Here is a 24,395-nt window from a genome sequence, read left to right on the forward strand (position 1 = left end):
CACCAAAAATGAGATAATAATTCGAAATGGTGACATGCGGTAAAGTTAGGAATTATTGGGGGTTGCAAAGATGAGAACTAGGGCTTTAGGTTTTGAATTCCTTATTCCAATAATAAAAACTAAGTATATTAATATATAAAAATATTGAGCTTCTCTTTGAAAAATTATTGTATCTCTTTCAAAGCTTTCGTTAATACCATTGGCAGATTATAAACCCCATAGTAATGGTAGATAATTTTATTTAGATTATTGTCAACAAGGTAAATAGAAGGTTCTGACAAAAGTTTTCCTATCTGGTATTTTGTTAGTTCTCTTGAATTAACTGAAGGAATAATACTCCAATTGAAATTAGTTTCTTCTTTAAAAGGAATCAGTTCAGCTTCTGTTTCTTTAAACATACAGATGAATTGTACCATGTCAAATTTAGTTTTTAAATTATTTAAACTTTCAATCTGATCTCGTTCAATTAAATCCATTCTCCCAGCAAAATAAATCACAGAATACTGCTTATCAGTGTTATCAGAAGATATCTTTTGTTTATCTAAAGCGGTGTAGGAGAATGAGTCAATATCCTTCCTGACACTGGGGTCATATGCTTTATAAATTACATACAGTAAATCATTTAAATTATTTGTAGGATTTATTGTACTTATGTTAAAAGTATAAGTTCCTACCTGATCAATATTGAATGTATAATGATTTTCCTTCTTAAACATTTCAATGTCAGATGGAACACTTTCCATTTTAGTATTACCACCAAAACGTAGCCCCACTGCAGGAAACAACCAATATTTCCCTTCCACTAAAAAGACCCTAACATCTTTAGCGTTATGATTATAAGAAGAGTGATGAAAGCCTATTGTATGGACACCAGCTATCTTTTTATAATCAGATTCGTCAAATGCTGTAACTTGAACAGACTGCGAATAAGAAAAGAAATTAAATTTTATAATACTTAAAAGAACTAAAATACTAAATCTCATAATTCGGGTAATTTAAACTTTACAAAATTTCCATTTTTATCATCGGCTAAGGCATAAATAAAACCTTTCTCTTCATCTACATGAGAAAATCGTATTGGAACATCTAAGTCAAGTCGTGCAATATGCTCCCCCTCCCATGAGATCACATGGATTTCTTCAGCATATTGTGAAGTATTTGGATCATTGCTTGCAAATTCCCCGATATAACTGGCATAAATATAATTACCTGTTGTTTCAGCCCACCTATAAGCTAAAAACTCATCTTTATTATCCTTATAAGAAATTTTATCCGGACCTTGGACTATAGTACTTTCTCTTGTCTCTCCATCCACAATTTGAATAATGTCGTAGCTAAAATATGAAGCTACAAACTTATTTTGATGGGGATGTTTATTGTTTACGTAATAATATTGCTGAAATTTATCAAACAACAGTATAGGATCTCGATTACTATACCATTTTCCAATTGTATCTAAAACTTTTTCCTGATTAAATGTAACTAATAAATCATCAGTTTGATCTAACTGCCTCGTAATAAAGGTACTATCGTTAATGGATTGAAAAAAAGCAACAGTTAAATCTCTGGGATGATGGATCACATTCGGTTGATACTTTTTATTAATTAAAGCTGCATTTATTTTAAACTCTTTTAGATTTAAGCTAGCATAATCTGCAATAAAAATTTTACCTTGACTTTTATCCCAGAAAAAAAAACCAGATCTGCTAACCTGATAGGGTGCTTCTCCAACAATTCCAAATTTTCCGATCAGTTTATTATTTTTTAAGTTATATACATTAAATAATTTATCATCGGAATAACCATCTAGAATTATTAATGTATCATTTGAAATATCAAACTGATAATCTTTACCATAATAATGTGGATCCAAATCTATGACTTCGTGAGTTAAAGAGAAATGTTTTATTTTTTCCGAATTTGAACAACTAAATAGTGCTGATACTAAAAAAACAGCTATAACATATGTTTTTATTGAATGCATTTTTATAAATCTTTAAAGATACTGTCTCAAAAAATATACTCGTATCAATATTTAGTATACTACTATTAATAATTGGTTTTAGTATATTATACTTGAAACAGTATCATTTTAAAAAATCAATTTACTGGATCAATAGGTGTACAAAAAGTAACCTGTTTATAGTTGCGTAGGGATCCTCCAATAGTGCACCCTCTACAAATATACATATCAGAGGAATAGCATGTGGCCCCAGTTTGTGCAAATGATCTACTAAAATCGATGCTACTCATTGCTAAAATCGAAAAAAATGATAAGACGAAATAAAATATTTTCTTCTTCATAATAAATAAATTTAAAGTTAAAAATTAACTAACATCAACCTCAATATGTACTAAATAATGAAAAATACGTTCCTTGAACTACCAAAGGCCTAATAAGGTGGGCCAAGTCAAATTTCTTCACTCTGCAGGTTTTGGTCAAAACAGCGTTTGCTAGCGGGTACTGTTTTGAATCAGTCACTACATTTTATAGTTTAACTGAGTTGATACCTAAAATCAAAAAAAAAAAATGTAAATGCAAAATTTATTACATTAGTTTTTGTCACAAACTAAAGACTTGTTTGAATAATTATACTATTCTAAAAATAATAGTAGCTACCAAATTTACACTCTTATTACCTCCACTGTAAATATAGATTAAGGCAGATAGACAGTTTCGGAATAAGCGCCAAACCCTTTTAACTGATCACCAAAAATGAGATAATAATGCGAAACGCGGACATATGGTAAAGATAGGAATTATCGGGGGATGAGGAAAAGAGATACTACGTTTTTAGGTTTTAAGATTGAAAATCATTCTAAAAAGAGATAATGAACTAAGCGCTCATTATCTCAAATTTGTTTTAGAATTTAGGATTTTTCAACCCTACTATAATTGATAAAAACTGACAATTACGAATCAAAACAAACCTGCAATTTCAAAAATAACAACATCAAGTCTAAACATGATGCTGTTTATTATTTTATAACAGTATTATAATTTTCATGTACTATATTTTTAAAATCTTATATATCAGCATCAAATGTTGCTGCTGTGATTTTTTTATTGAAAACCTCTAAATTACTATTTGTGAAATATATCACTGGATAATCAGTCAACAACTGATATCGCTTTGATAAAAAATTATCATCAATATGGACGTTAGAATTATCTAAAATATCTTCATTAATAGATATATTGATATTCTTTTTACCATAATCAGATAAGATGATATTTAAATCCTTAAATGTTAAAAAATATGGAATCTTTTCAATTGTCATTTTTCTACAACTGGAACAACTATTATTCATAGGAATAATTATAAAAATCTTATTTTTCTTCTCACTTGAAATTTCTAATTGATTTAAAAAATCAATGAAATTATCGTTTGACGAGTATTCAACGTTACTTGAACATCCAAACATACTTATCAATATAATTTTAAATATCAGTAACTGGTTCCAATATTTGGAAAGTAAGGTAGTTTTCATCTGCATTTGAATTTTCTTCATGATTAATTGATATGTATAGTCCCTTTTCACCGACAAAAGTATTTCTGGTATAGTAGGTGTTTTTAGGTAGGTCATATTCACCTATTTTCTTAAACTCGTTATCTAAAATAATTATTGAAGGGAGTTTATAATTCCAATTTACTCTTAATCCATTTTTATCTATATAATCTACTCTACGATACGCTATTCTATAATATACATCACGCCATTTGTCATAAAAAACCTCCCTATATGAATTTGACTCGATGTAAAACTTTTCATCTTTATTAGATTTAGGTTTATTCCAATCTGGTATTTTGTGAAAATACCTAGACCCCCCATATTTCCAATCTACATTCTGATTCTCTGGGTTGAAAATGGCTATATCAGAATCTATCGGATAGGAAATAATTATTTCTTCATCTTCATTCATTACCATTGAATGATGAGAAAAATACGCACCATGTATCTTATCAAAGTATTTTTCAGGTCCGTTTAACAAATACTCAAACTCTTTATTTTGAAGGTTTATTTTTAGTAACATATTACCATTCCACCAACCCTCGGAATTATAGTCTTTATCAGGCTTACTTACAACAAAAACATTTGGATATGAATACATTATGGGTTTATTATCATATACAATCGGAACTGATAACTTATCAACATCTTCAGAATAGACCACATACTTCTTATATGGCAATCCTTCCTCATTAATCAAAAAAAACTCGTATCTCCGCCCATTAGAAACCAAAATTGAATCTTTAGCTAGATATTCAAAGCCCCTAATAGGGCCGTTAATACCATCAGGTCCATCTTTTTTAATTTTAATTCTTTTGACTAATTTCTGATCTTTTAAACTATAAAATTCCAAAGCATTCAGTGGGGCATTTTCCCATACCAATATAGGGTTATTCGAATCTTCATCTATCAACTGTGAATTAAAGGTACGATAAGGAGTAAATTCATCAATTTTAACCTTTATAAGCTTACTTGGTTGAAAACTAAATATGTTTTCAAATTCTTTAGAGGTTCCAGTATTTACTTCACTTGTTTCTCTTTTACTACATGAAATTATTGTACTTAGAAAAACAATAAACAATATTTTCTTAATCATATTAATCAATATTTGAAAAATTTACACAAAATCAGACATAAAAATGGGTAGTTACAAAACTACCCATTTAGTGTAATTAACAGAAATCTGGACCAACAATACAATTACCAGATCCAGAACAACAATCATTTCCATCAAACTTTTTATCTTCATGGTCTGGTTTGATTGTTTGTTGTGCAAAGACACTTAAACTACTTAATACAAATGCAGAAAAAACAAATGCTGCAAATACTTTCTTAACATTTTTCATTTTAATGATTTTTATTTTTGAAACTTGTTTATTTATCAAACAAAGCATTAACTAAACCATGAAAATAAAGCTTCCTTGAACTACCAAAGGCCTAATAAGGTGAGTACAAGTCAAATTTCTTCACTCTGCAGGTTTTGGTCAAAACAGCGTTTGCTAGCGGGTACTGTTTTGAATCAGTCACTACATTTTATAGTTTAACTGAGTTGATGTCGTAAATCAAAAAAAAAAATGTAAATGCAAAATTTATTACATGGGTTATTCTTTAAAACAAAGAATATATTTGATACATTATATAATTCTTCAATTATTACAATCTTAGTTTCAAAAATTAAACAACCTTCATAACTCCTATATTTCAAAGCTATAAAATAATATTTTTGTAAAAGTTTAATCCCTTGGTTAAAGATTCTTGCCTGGCCATTCTCAATGCCAAAACATAGAAATATTTATAACGCTCAGTATAATTTTATCATTAAAAAGTCTACTCTAGATTTGCAATATTTTAAATCTAAAAACAATTTGTTTTCAATCTCTTTATCTTTCTTTTGAAAGTAACCTCCTAATATGCTAGTTTTAAGCGTAAACCAAAATCTATATGCCAAGAATACTAAGCTTTCTGCTACTTGCCTTTCCCCTACTCTCATGTGAGAAAGAAAAAGAAACGACTGAGGAAACGGCTCTTCAAGGTATAAATAATACTGCCCCCAATACAATGGTCATGATGGATACTGCCCTGAAAGCCCCCTTTTATCTCCTCATTCAAAGCTCGGGAAAAGTAAAGGCTTATAAGGATGTAAAGATATTAGCAGAAACTAATGGTAATATTACAAAAGCAAATATTCAATCTGGTCAAAAGGTTTCGGCAGGCGAAGAATTGATTCGCTTAGATCAGAGAGAGGCATTGCTGCAGTTGCAGTCTGCGGAAAACAACTACGAAAAGAATAAGCTGGAATTTGAAAACAGCCTGATCGGTTTTCCTAAATTGCTCGCTCAGGCGAAGCCCGAAGAGGACAGCCTGTATCAGAAACTTAAAATTGCCAGCGGCTTACAAGAAAGTAGCATTCAACTCAAGAAAGCTCAAATTGCCTTGGAGAAAACGATCATACGCGCTCCCTTCAGTGGAACTCTTTACGATGTACAAGCCTTTACCGGGAAAAATGTAGTGGCCGGTGATGAACTCTTATCAGAATTTAATCATCGTTTGATGGTGGAGCTTTTCCTTCTCGAAAGTGAAGCATTAAATCTCAAGACAGGAATGCCTGCAGAAATCACTAATGCTGCAATGAATGCTACTTTTTCTGGAGAAGTATTTACAGTCAACCCAAAGGTAGATGAAAACGGATTGGTGCAGGTGCAGATCTTGGTAAAAGGCCAGCACTCTCTCTGGCCTGGAATGAATGTTGAAGTTGAGGTAAGAATACCAAAAGGCGACAGACTGCAGGTTCCTAAAAGCAGCTTAGTTCTACGATCGGGAAAACCAGTCGTCTTTTCTATTGAGGGGGATTTAGCCAAATGGAATTATGTGGAATTTGGATTTGACAATGGAGAGATGGTGGAAATCACAGACGGCCTGGAGGAAGGTATGTTGGTCATTACCAATAATAATCTGCAGTTAGCGCACGATGCTCCTATCAGTATTCAAAACGCCAAAGAATAATGACGCGATACTTTATCGAAAGACCCATTGCGGTCATTATGACCTTTGTTGCGCTTATTTGCTTAAGCGTTCTAGCCTGGCTTAACCGACCTGTTTCTTTGCTGCCCGATATTGATATGCCTGAGATGGCCATACGAATTGATTATGCCAATGCTTCGCCTGAAGCAATCGAAAACAATATTCTAAAACCGATGCGAGAGTCACTTGCCACCATGCAAGGTTTAGACGATCTGCAGTCTACTGCCTCCAGCGAAAACGGTTTGATTCGATTGCGATTTAATTACGGCCAGAGAATGGATTTGGCTTTTGTAGAGGTCAATGAAAAGATCGATCGATTGACAGATCAATTTCCAGCTGATATGTCTAGGCCCCGTGTCATTCGCGTAAATTATACTGACATCCCCATAGCCAAGCTCCAGCTAATCCCGAAAGATGGAGATAATATGATCGAAAGTTCTCGTCTGGCTGAAAATGTGATTAAAAAAAGAATAGAGCAGATAGAAGGAATCTCAATTGTAGACTTAAATGGGATCGTAAATGAAGAAATTAAAATCATCCCTGATTTAGCAGCTCTTGAAAGAGCAGGAATTGAAATCTCCTCTATTTCTGAAGCCATTAAGTCAGCCAATCAAGAGCTTGGAGGTGTAGAAGTTAAAGATGGCCAGTATCAGTATTATATGCGAATGGCAAGTAGACTTAATAATGCAGAAGACATACAGGAAATTCCAGTTAAGATCAGTGAAAACAAATATCTACCCATCAAGCAGTTAGCTACCGTAAAAACTGCGGAAGGAAAGGTTTTCGGATTTCACTTTTTTAATCAGAACCGAGGCATTGTAATGAATATTCATAAGCAGCCTCAAGCTGTCATGACGGAACTCATGCCTGAAATAGAGAAATCGATAGAACAATTCAAGAGGGATTATCCAAGTCTTGATATCTCCATTACTCAGGATCAATCCGTTTTTTTGAAAGCAGGCATTAATAATTTACAAGGAAGTTTATTGTTCGGGGGTATTTTTGCTTTTGTGGTGCTCTTTCTCTTCATGGGCTCTTTTCGCTTACCTGTTATTATGGGAATTAGTTTACCGCTTTCTCTTATCTTGTCCTTTCTGTTTTTTGAAATATTTGGCCTTAGCATCAACATCATCTCTTTAAGCGGCCTGGCACTTGGGCTGGGTATGTTGATTGATAATGCCATTATCGTACTTGAAAATATCAGCAGAAAAAGAATGGAAGGCCTCAGTTTGATCGATGCCTGTGTGGCTGGGGTCAGCGAAGTTCAAGGGGCTCTTATCAGTTCCGTTTTGACTACCCTGGCGGTTTTTGTTCCTTTAATATTTTTAAGTGGGGTCAGCGGAGTTCTCTTTTTTGACCAAGCGGTCTCGGTAGGTATCATTCTTTCCGTATCACTTGGAGTGTCATTTGTATTACTGCCTCTGTTATATCGTCTTTTCTTTGAAAATAAAGCTAATTTCAAAAAGGAAGATAGTCGATTCTTCAAAAGTATAATGAGGGGTTTCGAACGTTCGCACCATTGGACTTTCAAAAATAAGTCGATCAGTTTTCTGATCATTGTCCTTATTATCCCAATCGGATTAGTCGCCTTCTGGAATTTGGAACAAAAAGGTCTGCCTGCCATTACCCGAACTGATGCAGTTTTGGATATAAACTGGAATGAACCCATTGATGTAGCTGAAAATGCAAGAAGGGCTCAGAATCTGATCGATGAGGTCAATTCAACACTTAAATATAGCGAAACGGATGCGGGTATACCTCAATATTTACTGAGCCTTGAAAATGCAGAATTACAGCAGAGTTTAATTTACCTAGAGTTTGACTCAGAAAGGGCCAAGGAGACCCAACTAGATTTGTTAGAAGAAAGACTAAAAAGATCTTATCCTCGTGTAAGCTTTGAGAGAAAGAATGCAAAAAATGCCTTCGATATGCTTTTCGCCAGTGAAGAACCCTTTTTCAGAGTTCAGTGGCAGGATCCTAATCTCAAAGAAGCGGATCCTGCAGCAGTAAAGCAAAAGCTCAAAACTTTCCCAATAAAGGATTTTGAGCCCGGCCCTTCCCTGCAGGAAGAAAGCAGCATGATTATGAATATTAAACAGCAAGAGCTCCTGAAATATGGCATAAGTCCCGAGCAAATCATCAGTCAGCTGCAAAGGGTATTGGGAAATTATAAAATATCTGAACTAAAGCAGTTCGCCATCATTACCCCGGTAATGCTGGAAACAAATCAGAAAGCTTTTGAGGATTTACTGTCAATTGCGAAAGTGAAGAATGCAGAAGGAAAAACTTATGAACTGAAAAACTTTGTTAGCTACGACTGGGGAACCCGATTGAAGAAAATTACTGCAGATGTTTCCGGCACTTACTTCTCTGTTAGCCTAACAGAAGATGATGTGGAAAATGAAGCTGCTCAGCTCCTGTCGGGTATCAATGAATGGGCCACTAAGAATGCTTTAATTCAGAAAGTATCGGGTCGTTATTTCTCAGATCAAGAAAATCTAAATGAGCTCGCTTTCATCCTTCTGATCTCAGTCGTATTGCTTTATTTTATTCTGTCAGCTCAGTTTGAAAGCTTCTGGCAACCACTGATCGTCATCTTCACCCTGCCTTTCGGTATCATGGGCTCTGTAATAGTGCTTTGGATAGGCGGTAGCAGCATAAATATTATGTCAGCAATTGGAATGGTGGTGATGCTTGGGATTATGGTGAATGATGCAATCCTTAAAGTAGATACCATGAATCGAAATGTCAAAGCTCTTGAGAAAAAGGATAAAGAAGGTATGTATGAAGCTATCTTCTCTGCTGGAATAATTAGACTTAAACCTATTCTGATGACCTCCATCACTACCCTTTTAGCATTAAGTCCAGTGTTATTATCTGGTGGCTTAGGTGCTGAACTTCAAAAACCTCTTGTGTTGGCTGTGATGGGTGGACTTACCATAGGCACATTTACCGCTTTGTATTTCGTACCCTTGATTTATTTCAAGTTTATAAAGCTTAAAAAAGAAAATTAATTTAAGTCACAGGTAGAAATAATTAAAATATTTAATTATCACCTGAACATATTATAAAATATAGCGAACTTCAATTCACTTCTTCAGCTTAGTTACCTCATCCTTAATCTCCAATACAATATTGGTAAGTTCTCGAAGACTCATTGACTGTTCTGCATTGTGCTTCACATCTGGAAATTTAGTGCTGATAAAAGCTTTAGCTTCCCATATTTCCATTACACTTTCAACAGGAATTTCGTAAGGTGAGTAAACTGTATTATCTGACACCATAAAAAGTACTCCCTTTTCATCAGAATAATTAAAAACTCTCTTGTAAACTACTCCTTCCTGCTCACTAACTATTATATATGTTTTGCCATTTCGGATATCTTGAGCACTTTCAACATATTCCCCAATAATGATGGTACCTGGTTCCAATGGCAGCATAGAGTCTCCACTAATTTCAAAAGCACGATAAGTACTATTGGTAGGTAAATTAGGTAATTGAAAGCGTGGTAATTCTTGTAGATATTCAGGATCCGCATAGCCATTAGTATAACCTGCTGAAGCTTTCTGAGGCACTAATTCAATATTTTCCCGCTCTTGACTATCTACTGTAATGGCTAAAATCTTCGTAGGCTTTCGAGCAACACTTAAAGGGCGAGATAAATCTTTCCCTATCAGATCATCAACTGATACATTAAATAAATCTGATAACTTCATTAAAGTCTGAATTCTTGGATCAGCCCTACCCTCTTCATAAGATCCTATTTGAGGCCGTTTCACCCCTAGTTCATCTGCTAATTCTTGCTGCGTCCAACCTTTTTCCTTCCGAAGATATTTTATGTTATTATTAATCAAGCTCATTTTTTTATCTAGTAACAAGTAGTTTTATCAAGCATCTAGTAAAAGGTAAAATAACAAGATTCAAGACTGTATTTCTACTTATTTCTATATTATTTCGTTTCGTAATTTAAGAAGCTTTAAAAATCATCAAATTATCATGCTCACGATAAGCATCATTCAAATGATATAATACTTTTTGATGTAAAGAAATTTTATCTTCTGCACTGCTAAATCTACCCCTAATCCTATCTACCACTTCACTTAAAGTATCATGTGGATCAGCTAAGGTATAACCATACCAACTACTCTCACCAGCTTTCGCCTTTACGTGAAAATGAACCTGACATCTTCCAGAATTAAGTCGCTTACTCGATAGCTTAATTTTTACATCCATAAACTTATTTTTTTAAAAGCTCTGAACTTTTTAACTCTAATTACTATTTATTTTAGTAATTTTGATAATAAATTTAGTATTAAATAGAGTAAAAGCCAAATAAAAGCTAATTATTTTAGTTTTATGAAAGAAAATACTATAAGATCTATCATTCATTTAGATATGGATACCTTCTTTGTGTCTGTAGAACGACTATTGGACTCAAGTTTAAATGGTAGGCCTGTTATAGTGGGAGGTGGCCATAGAGGTGTGGTAGCGGCTTGTAGTTATGAAACCAGAGTACATGGGGTGCATTCTGCCATGCCCATGAAATCAGCCCTACAGCTTTGCCCTGAAGCAATCGTAATTCCAGGAGATATGCAGAATTACAGTTATTACTCTAAAATGATAACAGAGATTATAAAAAGTGAATCTCCCATTTTTGAAAAAGCTTCTGTAGATGAATTCTATTTGGATGTAAGTGGAATGGATAAATATTTCGGGTGCTACCAATGGGGAAAAGAACTAAGGAAGAAAATTATTAAAGAAAGTGGTCTTCCTATAAGTATGGGATTATCTCAAAATAAAATGGTATCGAAGGTAGCCACAGGAGAAGCCAAACCTAATAATACTAAACAAATACTACCTGGTACAGAAATAGAGTTTTTAGATCCTATGCCTGTTCATAAAATCCCGATGATCGGAAAAAAAACTTCGGAGCTTTTACGATCTATGGGAGTAAAAAGAGTAGAAACACTCCGCCAAATTCCTAGACAATTAATGGAACATACCTTCGGTAAAAATGGTATTTTGATGTGGCAGAGAGCGCAAGGCATTGACAATACCCCTATTACGCCCTATACCGAACAAAAATCGATCTCTACTGAAAGTACTTTTCATGATGATAGTATGGACGTAAAACAAATGAAAGCCATACTGGTAGCGATGATTGAGAAGTTAGCACATAAACTCCGTGACCAGAACCGCCTGACTTCCATTATCTCTATCAAAATTCGATACAGTAATTTCGATACGGAAAGCAAACAGAAAAGAATAAGTTATACTGCCAGCGATAAATCATTAATTCGGTTTGGTAAAGAACTATTTGATCAATTATATACCCGCAGAATGATGATTAGATTAATTGGGGTTCGCCTCAGCGGATTAGTACATGGTAACTATCAAATCAACCTTTTTGATGATACTGAAGAGTATATCCAACTCTATCAAGCCCTTGATAAAATTCGCCATAAGCATGGGCTTGAAAGCATCGTAAGGGGAAATACTGTAGGTCTTGATAAAAGATTGAGACGGGATGAGAATTGGTTTGGGGTTTGATTGATTCACAATTCACCAAATCCTAATGCATTCCTGATGAACTAAGTATAGCTATATTAAAAGCTCTTGGAGCCATGCTTCTATCTATCATCTCCAAAGTTAAGTCCTTTCGAGAATTAACATAATTTGCCATTTGAAGGAAATATTCGTTTGCAAATTCCTCTTTATAATGACGATCGAAAATCACCTTTTTGTTATCTGTTATTTTATTTAAAAAACTAATATAGGCATCATCAACGCCCAACATTGGATCATTGATATCTTTGCTAAACTGAGAATGATAATATATGATGACATCATGATAAAGTTTACTTTCAAATAGCAGATTAGCGTAGCCTTCACTTTTATTTTCAATAATCTGTTCGGTAGAAAAAAGATAATCTTGAAATATATGAAAAAATTGCAGCGTCAAATTGGAAAAGTTTATTTCCGATAAGCGTAAAGCATTGATTTCGGGCTCATATTCAATTCTCTTTATATTATGATCTTGAACAAAGACCGCAGGAGGTAATCTATCATCTAGTATTTGTCTAAAAACAAACCAATTATTGGATATAGACAGTGCTTTTTCTAGCGCTTTTTGATATAGAATCCTTTCCTTAGCAGTTAGGCTCCCAGTGTAAAAATTATCCGCATAATTTCGGCTCAGTTCACCTGCTTCGGTGACTAAGTAATTTTCATATTTCCTGATTGAATCATTATTAAAATCAAGTGGTATAACCCTTTGACTTTCCCTAAAGGAATTGGTCGCCACATTGTAGCCAGGATGAAAGTTTAATGCTGCTATAATCTTTTCCGCTTGGTCTCTTACTGAGGGTCCAGCTTGATTCTTTACTATCTCAATGTTATAAGGTTTACCACACTCATTTATTGTAAAGCTAACATAAACATTAGATTGAGCAGAATCGGCTACTAAATCCATTTTGGCATAGAGATATTTAATCATGTGAGCGGTTCCACCTATAAACTCTGAGGACACAATATCTCTTGGAGTCCCGTATCTGTTTATACCGTCATCTCCAACTGTAAAAGTCACTTCGTCAATTGCATTAACTAGTGAATCAGTGTCGCTAGGATCTTGACCCAAAACTGAATGCAAAGAAAATATCAGGAAAAACAAAATTCTCATAAGTCAAAAACTTTAAACATGGTAACGGGAGGTAAATTAAAATTAATTTCTCCGTTATAAAACGTATTTTAATAGCAAGAACAAGTCAAGTATATGGGATTAATGACAATTTCAAAAACAACTATCATCGAAGCCGTACTCATTATATTTGTCTAATGACCAGCTATGCAAGGTTACTAAAGCATTCATTCTATAAAAAGGATGTGAATAATCATCCTCATCAATTACCGAATGAATTGTTTCCCATAAAGTCCAAGGATTTTTAATTCCATCACGATTGGATTTTAACTTTTGAATGACTTTCAAATATTTAGATGACTTTTTTATTAGTTCTTTTTTTGAATAACAAGAATTTCGAACTTCAAAAAAATTATTTACTCTAACATCCATGTCTGCTACATAATTATTAATCATTAATGGACTCTCACATTTGGCTTGCTTCTTAAAGAGAAGATAAAGGTTAGTAGAATCTGATAAATAACCAATCTCTTTTAATTGCTTTTCAAATAATTGCATACCTTCTTCAATGTCATAACCATTCTCTGTGAGATTATCCTTAATACAATTATACAAATCTGTTTCGTATGTTGATTGGCTAAATGATAAATAATTTTAGGAGAGTGTTAATAATATAAACAATATACTTTTCATAATTTTCTATGGCACCTGAAAAATTGATAGACACTCCTTTACATACAATTACAGCGAAAAAAGTGTCCTGTTTTTAAATGAATATCAAATATTTTACTAATGGTATATCACTGTTTTTACTTTCTAATAAATGACAAAAAAATAATACAAGGAATATAGCTAACACCATAAGTCAATACGCTGTCCCACTCCTTATGTATCCACCAATAAATAAAAAGCCATACCAAAAATAGGGATGTTGCTATTGCAAATCTTTTTAGAAATTTCAAACCTTTATTTTTTATTATGCTTCTATGTATAGCTATTACTAAGAAATACGACCACCCTAAGTAAATAGTATTTAAAATAATTATTGAATAAAAATTTTCAAGCTCCGAGTCTCTATCAAAATATATGTAGGGAAGTCCTACTCTTTGAAGTAAAAGAACAGAGTAACCAGATATAAATGTGATAAAAAACATTAGTACTAAATTTAATCCTAATGTTTTCATATTAATTCTCGTGAGCAGTATATAATAGTCAAATTTCCTAAAAACCAATTACAAATATATAATTACTGGCAATTCTGCATTATATTATGACCGCGAGTACCTTTATGCTGCATCGTAAAAAATAGGTGTGTTTTCGATATTAAAAACCTAAACAAATTTCTAATTCTAATCATGGTATAACTATGTAATCTAACGACTACCCAGATTATTTTCTAAAAAAAATCTGCTTGTCAATGATAGATATATTGATGCCATCAGGCATGCCAAACCACCCGTAATTATAAATTCCGTCTCCCTATAGAAAAAGTCAAAAACGAGAAAAAACCCTAGAAATAAAAAAAAAGGAATTACAAAAACAGTAATCTTTTTGTACCCATTTCGTATAAAAATAAAATAACTAAGCCAAACTATAATCAAGTAAACTAGCCCTAGGTAAGCTGTATTATAAATCGAAATAATATATAGCTTTTCAAGTAGAGTCCCCTGGCCATAGTAAATCTTAGGCAAACCCATTTCTTGGCCTAGAACTACGGTTATACCTGTCAATAGAATGATACCTATAATTTGCACTCCAAATTTTAATATTAATTTCATCTAATTACAATGGTCTAATGATTCAACTGGCTGCCTACCTTCTAATACGTTCTTAATAGTATCCCAGTCAGGCCTTCCAATGATTTTATTTTTATTATTACCACTATTATCAAAATCGGCATTGCCTATTAAGCTAATTGCTTAATATAGGAGCATATTTTGGGATTCCTTTTAACAAAACTTGAATACGCCATTTCACTTCTTTTTTATTAGAAAAGTATCAAGAAAAACCAGAAATAACCCTGTTAACAAAAAACTTAACATATATCTAGTAAACAAATCAATAGAATAAGATCCATCAGCCATAGATTTTAAATAAGTTATAATTACACTTAGGACTAACATAACCAGAAGCCCTACTTTAATAGAATACTTTTTTAAAAAAGAAAAGTATAGTACCACCACAATCAAATAAGCCCACCATGCATTAAATAAGTAATATACAAATAGTGCAAAAACATTATCAAAGAATTCATAATTACCTCTTTTATGGCTCTCAGGAACTATATAGAAAAGAAACACTACATTTGTAACACAAATAAAAATAATACTTGTGGAAAATTGAATTAGTTTAATCATGATTTAATAACAATCACTTTAAGGACTCAACAGTAGTATATTTACGATTGCTTTTTTGGCACGAAAGAATCAATAAAATAAATATCAATTTTATAAAGCCTTTCAGTAAAAAAGTTAAACTTATAGGAAACATGACTTATTTTACAAACCTACTTCTTTAAGATAGTCATACATTAGCTGGTTTTCACTTTTTTACCTGTCCTTGTTGTTTATCAAATTATTTTTTTAAGTACGATAACAAAAATATACAAGGAATATAACTTACACCATAAGTCAATACGCTGTCCCACTCCTTATGTATCCACCAATAAATAGAAAGCCATACCAAAAATAGAGATGTCGCAATTATAATTCTTCTAACAAAATAAAAAGTCTTATTTTTTATCATCCTTCTGTATAAAACTATTACTAAGAAATACGACCACCCCAAGTAAATAGTATTTAAAATAATAATTGAATAAAAGTTTTCAATCTCCGATTCACTATCAAAATATATGTATGGAAGTCCTACTCTTTGAAGTAAAAGTACTGAGTAACCAGATATAAATGTCACCAAAAACATTAGTATTAAATTTGAACCTAATGTTTTTATATAATTTCTCATATTTCGAACCTTTAGTTGATATTAATTACAATGATCTAATGACTCAACGGGTAGGTTACCTTGCAAAACATCACTTATCTGATTCCAATCAGGTCGACCAGTAATCTTGTTTTTATTATTCCCAGTATTATCAAAATCGGCAGAACCACCTTGACCGACTACATAATTTTTGATCCCATTTTGGAAGCTTTGCCAAAGCTTATCTGGATCTTCAAAAGGATTTTCTTTAAACCTCTCAACAAACTGACTATCAATCCAGTTGTTAATTCTATCGACACCTCTCGTATAGAAAGTATACGTACCGTCATAATTGTCTTTATATCCGAATTCTCTTGTACCGCTAACGGGGTGGGTCCAATCCAATGGAGCAGAAATAGTGGTAAATCTCCATCTATGACTATTGCTATAACTACAAATCACAGAGCCATCACCTGCAGCTCCTGGAATTTCTATATGAATTACTGTTCCTTTAGGGGTATTAGAATTCCAAAGATCATCTTCCTGAATATTATACCCTATATCTTGCCCCTCATCTGATAAGTTAAAGGGGGTGAATTCAGACAGGTCAGTATCAATAAAATCATTAATATTCTGCCTGATATGAGATAACAAATTTTGTGGTGTCATGCCAGCCGGTAAGGTTACATCAACTGAAAAGTAATCCATATTTACAGTCTTTCCAGAAGCATTTTCAATATTTTGAATACTAAAATTTCCTCTAAATAAAGCCTCAACACCAGCATATTGATCTGCCAAGGATTCAATTTTCTGCATTACAGTATTACCTGGCTTAAAGCTAGAAACATTTGACCATTGTTGTATCTGTTCACAAGGCAAATCAATTATGGCATCTTGATTATTTTGTAAATAGTAATTTAGATATGTTGTGATTTCTTCCTCTGTTGTTGGAGAATCTGTAAACCCAAAAGGATCACCAAGACCATTTCCTCCAGTTGATGAACCTCCACTTATTCCTCCATCTCCACCTGTCGGAATTGGAGCTCCATCTATTGGAGTTCCCCAGTCACCGCCACTACTTGTTCCACCGTCATCCCCTCCGTTACCTCCCCCAGCTACAGGATCACAAAGAATAACCATTTCTGTTGTAGTACCTCCTGGACCTATAGAATTATCATCATATACAACATCAATCATAACATAACGGCAATTTTCAACCTCAGTCATTCTTTGATTTGCTACTAATGAATCTGGAATATTTTCCTGTTGAATACCTTCTTGAATATATTCTGTTGATAAAAGCTGGCCATTTAAATCATACATTCTTACCAAGCCAGTATAATTATCAAATCCTTTTACATATTCAGCATTTGAAGGTGCGTATTGTAATATATATCCAAAATACTGCTCTCCTCTATTGGCAATCTTCAAATACTCAATAAAATTTTCATCAGCACTTTTAATGGGAATACTATAGTTGTACAAACCATTTTCCTTCATATACCCTACAATATTCTCTGTATCCAAATTATCCCAGTTGGAATTTACAGCCCTCAAATTTGAATTCGATCCTTTTAAATTAGATACTAGCTGTTTTAGGTTCGCATCACTATTCAAATCAATTTTCTGAACTTTTTGTGGATCCTCTTTAGTAATTTCATCTAACTCAACTTTATCGCAGGAAAAGAGTAGCGTAAGTAAGATCAGCGATAATAGTAAGCTTAATAGTTTTAAGTTTTTCATTTTCTTTTTTAATAATTCTTCTTTACAATAGATTTCACACAATCCTCCAACACCACTAAAAAATGAAAACTAATTCGAAATGAAAACACTAGGTGAATTCAAGTCAATATTTTCAATTTGTAGGTTTTGGTTAAAATCTGCGTTAGCTAGCACTATCAACAGGTCATCCATACCACTTTTCATGTGTAGGTTAAATTTTTTACCTATCACATGGAATCTTTGATTAAAAACTCAATAGTACCGTTGGATTGCTGACGTAAATCAAAAAAAAAAACGTAAATACAAATTAAATTACATTAGAAATTTAAGTTAGTGTTACGACATTGGAAAGTGCAATATTTAAATAATTTATAGCTATTTAGATACTAATACTAAACACTTACATTTTTAATAGCTGATTAAATAAATCATAAATCACATTTAAAAAGAATAAAAAACTGGAATAAGCAATGATGCAATAATCCAAAACATGAACCCAAGCGGTGCCCCTATCTTAAAGAAATCTTTGAATTGATAATTACCAGCACTGTAAACCATTGTATTGGTTTGGTAGCCAATAGGAGTCATAAAGCTGGCGCTACCCGCCATCATAACTGCAATTAAAAAGGGTAGTGAATTAAATCCTAAAGCTTGAGCTATAGCCATTGAAAGTGGTGCCATTAAAGCCGCTGCTGCATTATTTGACATGATTTCAGTAAAAACCATAGTCAACAGATACACCATTGCTATAATAAGAAAAGGAGCTATTTGGCTTTCTGTAAAAGAGGTTAAATTCGATACAAGCCAATCATTCAATCCGCTTTTGTCCATAGCTGCTCCAAAACTTAATGAGCCTGATAATAGAAAAATCACCTGCCAATCGATAGATCGATAAGCATCAGTCATACTAATCACCCGAAACAAACCTAACAAAAACACACCCGCCCAGGCAGAAGCAACAATAGGAACAATATTAAAAGTTGCTGCTAAAATCACTAGAGCTAGAATTCCACCTGATATGTACAACTTTCTTTTATCCGGTATATCCAATTCACTTTCACGGATTGATAAAAAAGGTGCGTTAGGATTACTTTCTGCTTTCTGTAAAAGCTCATATCCCCTATTACTAGTTTGTAAAAGTAAAATATCCCCAATCTTTAACCGGATATTCTCCATATCTGTAAACTTACGCTTACCTCTGTGCCTAATAGCCAGCAAGTGAGAATGATAATTTTTAAGAAAACTAACATTCCCCAGCTTTTTATCTACCAACTGCGATCCTGGCATCACAATTACTTCTACCACTTTGGTTTCTTCATTAGGGAAATTCTTATCCGTTATCGATTTTACGATAGATAAATGTTGATCCGCCACTATTTGCTTCACCTTTTCTAATTCTCCTTTTATGAGCATGATATCATCTGGCTGAAGGACTTTGCTCATCTCTGGTTTTTCAACAATCTCATCTCCTCTATTCAATTCCTCTACCTCAAAACTTAAGTCCTTCTCTTTAAATAATTCTTCTATACTTACCTCTTGTTTATCATCTGGTAAGTCTTGAATTTTTATTTCTGTCAGGAAAGTTTTTATCTGACTTTCATCCTGTAAAGGCTCAGATTTGGATTCTTTTGGCAATAAATGCTTTCCAGTAAACATTAAATACAGTAAGCCCACTGCTAAAAAAACAAGTCCGATGGGAGTCATCGTAAATAACCCTATTTCATTTACACCTTTATCCTGAGCAATTCCTGCCACTAACAGATTAGTAGAGGTTCCTATTAATGTACAAGTACCACCTAAAATAGCTCCATAAGAAAGTGGGATAAGAAATTTAGTGGGATGTAAATCTAGCCTTCTTGCTGCCTTTGATACGATAGGAATAAAAGTTGCAACCACTGGAGTATTATTGATAAAAGCTGACAATACCCCTACCCATGTGCTCATTCCTAAAATAGCCCCTCTATAGGATTTATTGAATAAGCGCGTAGTCAAGGGAGCCAATAACTTTATAACACCCGCCCTGATAAGAGCACTACTCAAAATAAACATGGCAGTTACAGTAAGTGTAGCGCTATTCGCAAAGCCTCTAAAACTTTCTTCAGGGCTTAAAATGCCAAATACTATCCAAAGCACCATAACTCCTATAGCTACTAAATCAACGCGTACAGCTTCTGTAGCAAATAGTACTACGGCTGATACTATAACTAAAATGGTGATAATTGAAGATAATTCCATTAAGGGTAATATATCAGTCTACAGTTCACCATGCAACATTAAATTAAAAATCTATTTTAGATATAGCTAATTTTAGTTGACTAAAAACTAATATTTTTAGTAATTTTACTAAAAATATTAGTCATGTATATTAATTGTCATACACACTTTAGTTTCAAATACGGCACGCTCTCCCCGAAAGAGCTATTATTTGAATGTATTGAAAATGATATTCATACTATTGCACTAACGGATATACACAGTACAGCTTCTTATATAGAGGTTTTCCGATATCTTAAAAATGAATTTCCTGACTATTTTTTGAAAGTAGTTCCTGGAATTGAATTCCATCGGCAGGGTAAATTAATCTATATCGGAATCGCTAGAAATAATCATGGTTTCGAAGAACTCAATGCTTTTTTATCTTACTATAACCGTAATGATTTACCTATTCAAAGTAGACCAAGATTTACTGATAATGTTGCAGTAATATATCCTATGAATTTAGCTCCTGAAAGCCTTAGGACCAATGAATTTATTGGAGTAAAAACGACAGATCTGAATCGATTAAGATATAAACATCGGCTATTCCCGAAAGAGAAATTATTAGCATTGAATCCGGTAACCTTTAAAAACAAAACAGGCTACAATATGCATCGTTTACTGCGTGCTATTCAGCAAAACCAGTTATTAAGTAGGCTAGATAAAGAGTTACAGGCTAATACAGATGAATTCATGAAGCCCCAGCATGTTTTAAAACAACAATACCATGGATTTGAATTCATGCTTACTCAGGCCAATCAGCTTTTAGAAGAATGCCAGTTTGAAATTGAATTTCATCAATCTAAGAACAAGCGATCATTACTAGGTTCTGCAATTGAAGACTGGCATTACTTTGAATCAGAAGCACGAAAAGGTTTTAAAAATAGATATGGTAAACAAAATGCTGTTTTAACAGAGCGCTTTGAAAGGGAAATGGAAATTATCCGCCAAAAAGATTTTACAGCCTACTACCTTATCACCTATGATATGATTCAATTTGCTCAGCGAAAAGGTTTCCCCCATGTTGGGCGTGGCAGTGGCGCTAATAGTATGATTGCTTATTGTTTAGGTATTACCAATGTAGATCCCATTGATTTAGATCTATACTTTGAAAGATTTCTTAATCCATCACGTACCTCTCCTCCTGATTTTGATATAGATTTTTCGTGGCAACATAGAGATGAAGTGATTCAATATATGTTTGAAAAGCATAATTCTCATCACACCAGCTTATTAGGCACTCATACTACCATGAAATACAGAATGATGCTACGAGAGTTAGCTAAAGTTTTTGGTTTACCCAAAAGTGAAATTGATAAACTAGCTGACAATCCTTCTTACGGAAGAAAGGATCCATACATGCAGAAAATCATGCATTATACTCAGCATATGGTAGCGAAAGAATTCCCTGCTAATATATCAATCCATGCAGGTGGACTGCTTATCACAGAGAAACCAATCTATACATATACCGCAACAGAAATGCCACCTAAAGGATTTCCTGTATCTCATTTTGATATGTACAGTGCTGAAGATATCGGTATTTATAAATTTGATATTTTGAGTCAGAGAGGCTTAGGACATATACAAGACACCATTAAAATTGTTGAAGAAAATCAAGGTAAAAAGGTAGACCCTCGAAAAATTCATACCAAAATACTTGAAAAGGACCCAGCAATTAAGAACCTAATAAGAAATGGTGAAACAATGGGTTGTTTTTATGTAGAATCTCCTGCGATGAGAATGCTATTAGCTAAACTAGAATGCGAGGATTACATCACTTTAGTGGCAGCGAGCTCAATTATAAGGCCAGGAGTCGCTCAATCAGGGATGATGAGAACCTATATTGAACGTCACCATAGCAATGGCAATTACGAGTCTATACATCCTATAATGGATGAGCTAATGAAGGAGACTTATGGAGTGATGGTATACCAGGAAGATGTAATACGGGTAGCCCACCATTTTGGAGGATTAAGTTTAAGTGAAGCAGATATTCTGCGGAGGGGTATGTCTGGAAAATATAGATCCCGAAAAGAGTTTGAAAGAGTAGAAAAGCAATATTTTAAGAATTGTCGTGAAAAAGGGTATGATGAAAAAGTAATCCAAAGAGTTTGGTATGAAATATCAAGTTTCTCAGGCTTCTCATTTGCAAAAGGTCATTCTGCTAGCTTTGCGGTGGAAAGTTATGAAAGTCTCTTTCTAAAAGCGCATTTTCCGATTGAGTTTATGGTTGGGGTTATTAATAACTTTGGCGGATTTTATAAAACAGAATTCTATATACATGAAGCAAGAAAAGCAGGAGCTGAAATCATCAATCCATGTATAAATAAAAGCAATTACTTAACTAGAATCGAAGGCAAAAAAATCTATCTAGGTTTTATTCATATTAAAGATTTAGAGAAAAAAGTTGCTGAAAATATATCCCTTGAAAGAAATGTTAATGGCAACTTTAAAAGTATGGAAGATTTCAAAAGAAGAATACCTATTAAAAAAGAACAGCTGTTTGCTCTAATAAAAATTGGAACCTTTAACATCTTTAATAAACCTCAAAAGCATTTATTATGGAAGGCCTACTCCTTATATCATAAAAAGAAAGAAACTTATAATACAGATCTTTTTGCTTCTGAAAAGCCCATTGAATTTAAACTACCTGAAATGAATACTAATCCACTAGAAAAGGCATTTAATGAATTATTGATTTTAGGATATCCTATTTCTAATCCATATATATTAATCAACAGTAACAAAACAGCTAACACTTATGCAAATGAATTAAAAATGAAGATTCATAAAAATGTTCATATGATTGGCTATTTAATAACAATAAAAAAAACAAGTACTAAAAACGGAGAACCTATGTATTTCGCAACCTTTCATGATAAAAATGAGAATGTATTTGACACGGTACATTTCCCAGAAGTTGCAACCAAGTATCCCTTTAAGGGGAAGGGTTTTTATAGTTTATATGGTAAGATTGTGTTAGACTTTAACTATCCCATGCTAGAAGTAAGTTATATGCAAAAACAAGGTTGGTTAAACCCTGCCTATTCACAACCCCAACCTATGATGTCATGAGATTTGTATGGCTGAATTATATCAAAAAAAGATAATCCTGAAAAGTACAGGCATAAAAAAAGCCTGATAGTTTTCAAGCTATCAGGCTTATAATAAAAGTTGGCAACGACTTACTCTCCCACCTTTTACGGCAGTACCATCAGCGCTGGTGGGCTTAACTTCTCTGTTCGGAATGGGAAGAGGTGTACCCCACCGCTATAGTCACCATAAACTCTTTGGTAAGTTTATGATCATTTATCCCGACTAATCGGGACGGTAGTATCAGTAATTTCTTTAGTATTCCTCTCTTTTGAAGAATAGTTAACATGTTTTAGTGAAAGAGCACTAAAGTAAACATAAGACTGTTGAACGGAAAGCTACGGATAATTAGTACTGCTCGGCTATGACATTACTGCCTTTACACCTGCAGCCTATCAACCCCATCATCTATAGGGTTCCTTTAAAGAAGTCTCATCTTGAGGCGAGTTTCGCGCTTAGATGCTTTCAGCGCTTATCTCTTCCAAACATAGCTACCCAGCAATGCACCTGGCGGCACAACTGGTACACCAGCGGTTTGTCCAATCCGGTCCTCTCGTACTAAGATCAGGTCCTCTCAAACTTCTAGCGCCCACAACAGATAGAGACCGAACTGTCTCACGACGTTCTGAACCCAGCTCGCGTGCCACTTTAATGGGCGAACAGCCCAACCCTTGGGACCTTCTCCAGCCCCAGGATGTGACGAGCCGACATCGAGGTGCCAAACCTCCCCGTCGATGTGAGCTCTTGGGGGAGATCAGCCTGTTATCCCCAGAGTACCTTTTATCCTTTGAGCGATGGCCCTTCCATGCGGAACCACCGGATCACTATATCCGTCTTTCGACCCTGATCGACTTGTAGGTCTCACAGTCAAGCTCCCTTATGCTATTGCGCTCTGCGCACGGTTACCAAGCGTGCTGAGGGAACCTTTGAAAGCCTCCGTTACTCTTTTGGAGGCGACCACCCCAGTCAAACTACCCACCACACAATGTCTCCCGCTACGCGGGATTAGGCATCAGATAAAATAAGGGTGGTATTTCAACAACGACTCCACCATGCCTGGCGACACAGCTTCGAAGTCTCCCACCTATCCTACACATATTTTACCCAATGTCAATGTGAAGCTATAGTAAAGGTTCATGGGGTCTTTTCGTCCCGTTGCGGGTAAGCGGCATCTTCACCGCTACTACAATTTCACCGAGCTCGTGGCCGAGACAGTGCCCAGATCGTTACA

Annotated in this window: 15 protein-coding genes and 2 rRNA genes (1 of these 17 cut by a window edge); 4 read left to right on the plus strand and 13 right to left on the minus strand. The window is 34.0% G+C overall.

Features of this window, described 5'->3' with window-relative positions; all coding sequences use genetic code 11:
* Positions 1 to 164: 164 nt before the first annotated feature.
* The 5 genes from QYS48_RS02270 to QYS48_RS02290 all read right to left on the minus strand — a co-directional run bounded on the left by QYS48_RS02270 (position 165) and on the right by QYS48_RS02290 (position 4,859).
* On the minus strand, positions 165 to 983 hold the full coding sequence (locus QYS48_RS02270; RefSeq protein WP_308357355.1) for a hypothetical protein: 819 nt from the start codon (positions 981 to 983) through the stop codon (positions 165 to 167).
* Complete coding sequence (locus tag QYS48_RS02275) at positions 980 to 1,984, minus strand: BF3164 family lipoprotein (RefSeq protein WP_308357356.1); 1,005 nt, start codon at positions 1,982 to 1,984, stop codon at positions 980 to 982. Before QYS48_RS02275 ends, QYS48_RS02270 begins: the two co-directional genes overlap by 4 nt.
* A 1,043-nt stretch (positions 1,985 to 3,027) precedes the next feature.
* Positions 3,028 to 3,282 (minus strand): hypothetical protein, encoded by a 255-nt coding sequence (locus QYS48_RS02280; protein WP_308357357.1) that lies wholly within the window; start codon positions 3,280 to 3,282, stop codon positions 3,028 to 3,030.
* A 160-nt stretch (positions 3,283 to 3,442) separates the two neighbouring features.
* Complete coding sequence (locus tag QYS48_RS02285; RefSeq protein ID WP_308357358.1) at positions 3,443 to 4,609, minus strand: DUF4221 family protein; 1,167 nt, start codon at positions 4,607 to 4,609, stop codon at positions 3,443 to 3,445.
* A gap of 76 nt (positions 4,610 to 4,685) precedes the next feature.
* Positions 4,686 to 4,859: a hypothetical protein gene (locus QYS48_RS02290; RefSeq protein ID WP_302103902.1), complete on the minus strand. Its 174-nt coding sequence runs from the start codon at positions 4,857 to 4,859 to the stop codon at positions 4,686 to 4,688.
* 595 nt (positions 4,860 to 5,454) lie between these two features.
* Between QYS48_RS02290 and QYS48_RS02295 the strand changes: the two genes are divergently transcribed.
* Both QYS48_RS02295 and QYS48_RS02300 read left to right on the plus strand, forming a co-directional pair.
* The gene (locus QYS48_RS02295) at positions 5,455 to 6,516 is read left to right on the plus strand and encodes an efflux RND transporter periplasmic adaptor subunit (protein WP_308357359.1); all 1,062 of its coding nucleotides are present in this window, start codon (positions 5,455 to 5,457) and stop codon (positions 6,514 to 6,516) included.
* Positions 6,516 to 9,548 carry an efflux RND transporter permease subunit gene (locus tag QYS48_RS02300; protein ID WP_308357360.1) on the plus strand — a complete coding sequence of 1,011 codons (3,033 nt, stop codon included), beginning with the start codon at positions 6,516 to 6,518 and terminating at the stop codon, positions 9,546 to 9,548. Before QYS48_RS02295 ends, QYS48_RS02300 begins: the two co-directional genes overlap by 1 nt.
* Before the next feature lie 75 nt (positions 9,549 to 9,623).
* Here the strand turns inward: QYS48_RS02300 and QYS48_RS02305 are convergent, their stop codons facing one another.
* Together QYS48_RS02305 and QYS48_RS02310 are read right to left on the minus strand one after the other, a co-directional pair.
* Positions 9,624 to 10,394, minus strand: coding sequence for a LexA family transcriptional regulator (locus tag QYS48_RS02305; RefSeq protein WP_308357361.1), 771 nt, complete (start codon positions 10,392 to 10,394; stop codon positions 9,624 to 9,626).
* A 106-nt stretch (positions 10,395 to 10,500) separates the two neighbouring features.
* Positions 10,501 to 10,767, minus strand: a complete 267-nt coding sequence (locus QYS48_RS02310; protein WP_302103894.1) for a hypothetical protein — start codon at positions 10,765 to 10,767, stop codon at positions 10,501 to 10,503.
* A 123-nt stretch (positions 10,768 to 10,890) separates the two neighbouring features.
* On the opposite strand from QYS48_RS02310, the gene dinB reads away from it, so the two are divergent.
* Positions 10,891 to 12,084, plus strand: coding sequence for a DNA polymerase IV (gene dinB / locus QYS48_RS02315; RefSeq protein ID WP_308357362.1), 1,194 nt, complete (start codon positions 10,891 to 10,893; stop codon positions 12,082 to 12,084).
* Between the two features lie 22 nt (positions 12,085 to 12,106).
* Here the strand turns inward: dinB and QYS48_RS02320 are convergent, their stop codons facing one another.
* The 4 genes from QYS48_RS02320 to QYS48_RS02335 form a co-directional block, all read right to left on the minus strand.
* The gene (locus QYS48_RS02320) at positions 12,107 to 13,213 is read right to left on the minus strand and encodes a hypothetical protein (protein ID WP_308357363.1); all 1,107 of its coding nucleotides are present in this window, start codon (positions 13,211 to 13,213) and stop codon (positions 12,107 to 12,109) included.
* A 111-nt stretch (positions 13,214 to 13,324) separates the two neighbouring features.
* Positions 13,325 to 13,786 carry a hypothetical protein gene (locus tag QYS48_RS02325; RefSeq protein WP_302103891.1) on the minus strand — a complete coding sequence of 154 codons (462 nt, stop codon included), beginning with the start codon at positions 13,784 to 13,786 and terminating at the stop codon, positions 13,325 to 13,327.
* Between the two features lie 2,367 nt (positions 13,787 to 16,153).
* Positions 16,154 to 17,833, minus strand: a complete 1,680-nt coding sequence (locus QYS48_RS02330; RefSeq protein WP_308357364.1) for a hypothetical protein — start codon at positions 17,831 to 17,833, stop codon at positions 16,154 to 16,156.
* Positions 17,834 to 18,253: 420 nt separating this feature from the next.
* Positions 18,254 to 20,047, minus strand: a complete 1,794-nt coding sequence (locus QYS48_RS02335) for an SLC13 family permease (RefSeq protein ID WP_308357365.1) — start codon at positions 20,045 to 20,047, stop codon at positions 18,254 to 18,256.
* 123 nt (positions 20,048 to 20,170) lie between these two features.
* Between QYS48_RS02335 and dnaE the strand changes: the two genes are divergently transcribed.
* Entirely contained in the window at positions 20,171 to 23,146 is a 2,976-nt protein-coding gene (gene dnaE, locus QYS48_RS02340) for a DNA polymerase III subunit alpha (protein ID WP_308357366.1), read from the plus strand.
* A gap of 97 nt (positions 23,147 to 23,243) precedes the next feature.
* On the opposite strand, the gene rrf is transcribed toward dnaE, so the two are convergent.
* Positions 23,244 to 23,355, minus strand: a 5S ribosomal RNA gene (gene rrf, locus QYS48_RS02345).
* 138 nt (positions 23,356 to 23,493) lie between these two features.
* Positions 23,494 to 24,395: ribosomal RNA gene (locus tag QYS48_RS02350) — 23S ribosomal RNA — on the minus strand (it continues 1,982 nt past the right edge of the window).

Source organism: Marivirga arenosa (assembly GCF_030503895.2).
In the GTDB taxonomy this organism is placed as follows: Bacteria; Bacteroidota; Bacteroidia; order Cytophagales; family Cyclobacteriaceae; genus Marivirga; species Marivirga arenosa.

What these genes read in the sequence shown, in the direction of transcription:
- QYS48_RS02270 (WP_308357355.1), bottom strand. Translation starts at nt 983, where the DNA reads ATGAGATTTAGTATTTTAGTTCTTTTAAGTATTATAAAATTTAATTTC.
- QYS48_RS02275 (WP_308357356.1), bottom strand. Translation starts at nt 1,984, where the DNA reads ATGCATTCAATAAAAACATATGTTATAGCTGTTTTTTTAGTATCAGCA.
- QYS48_RS02280 (WP_308357357.1), bottom strand. Translation starts at nt 3,282, where the DNA reads ATGACAATTGAAAAGATTCCATATTTTTTAACATTTAAGGATTTAAAT.
- QYS48_RS02285 (WP_308357358.1), bottom strand. Translation starts at nt 4,609, where the DNA reads ATGATTAAGAAAATATTGTTTATTGTTTTTCTAAGTACAATAATTTCA.
- QYS48_RS02290 (WP_302103902.1), bottom strand. Translation starts at nt 4,859, where the DNA reads ATGAAAAATGTTAAGAAAGTATTTGCAGCATTTGTTTTTTCTGCATTT.
- QYS48_RS02295 (WP_308357359.1), top strand. Translation starts at nt 5,455, where the DNA reads ATGCCAAGAATACTAAGCTTTCTGCTACTTGCCTTTCCCCTACTCTCA.
- QYS48_RS02300 (WP_308357360.1), top strand. Translation starts at nt 6,516, where the DNA reads ATGACGCGATACTTTATCGAAAGACCCATTGCGGTCATTATGACCTTT.
- QYS48_RS02305 (WP_308357361.1), bottom strand. Translation starts at nt 10,394, where the DNA reads ATGAGCTTGATTAATAATAACATAAAATATCTTCGGAAGGAAAAAGGT.
- QYS48_RS02310 (WP_302103894.1), bottom strand. Translation starts at nt 10,767, where the DNA reads ATGGATGTAAAAATTAAGCTATCGAGTAAGCGACTTAATTCTGGAAGA.
- dinB (WP_308357362.1), top strand. Translation starts at nt 10,891, where the DNA reads ATGAAAGAAAATACTATAAGATCTATCATTCATTTAGATATGGATACC.
- QYS48_RS02320 (WP_308357363.1), bottom strand. Translation starts at nt 13,213, where the DNA reads ATGAGAATTTTGTTTTTCCTGATATTTTCTTTGCATTCAGTTTTGGGT.
- QYS48_RS02330 (WP_308357364.1), bottom strand. Translation starts at nt 17,833, where the DNA reads ATGAAAAACTTAAAACTATTAAGCTTACTATTATCGCTGATCTTACTT.
- QYS48_RS02335 (WP_308357365.1), bottom strand. Translation starts at nt 20,047, where the DNA reads ATGGAATTATCTTCAATTATCACCATTTTAGTTATAGTATCAGCCGTA.
- dnaE (WP_308357366.1), top strand. Translation starts at nt 20,171, where the DNA reads ATGTATATTAATTGTCATACACACTTTAGTTTCAAATACGGCACGCTC.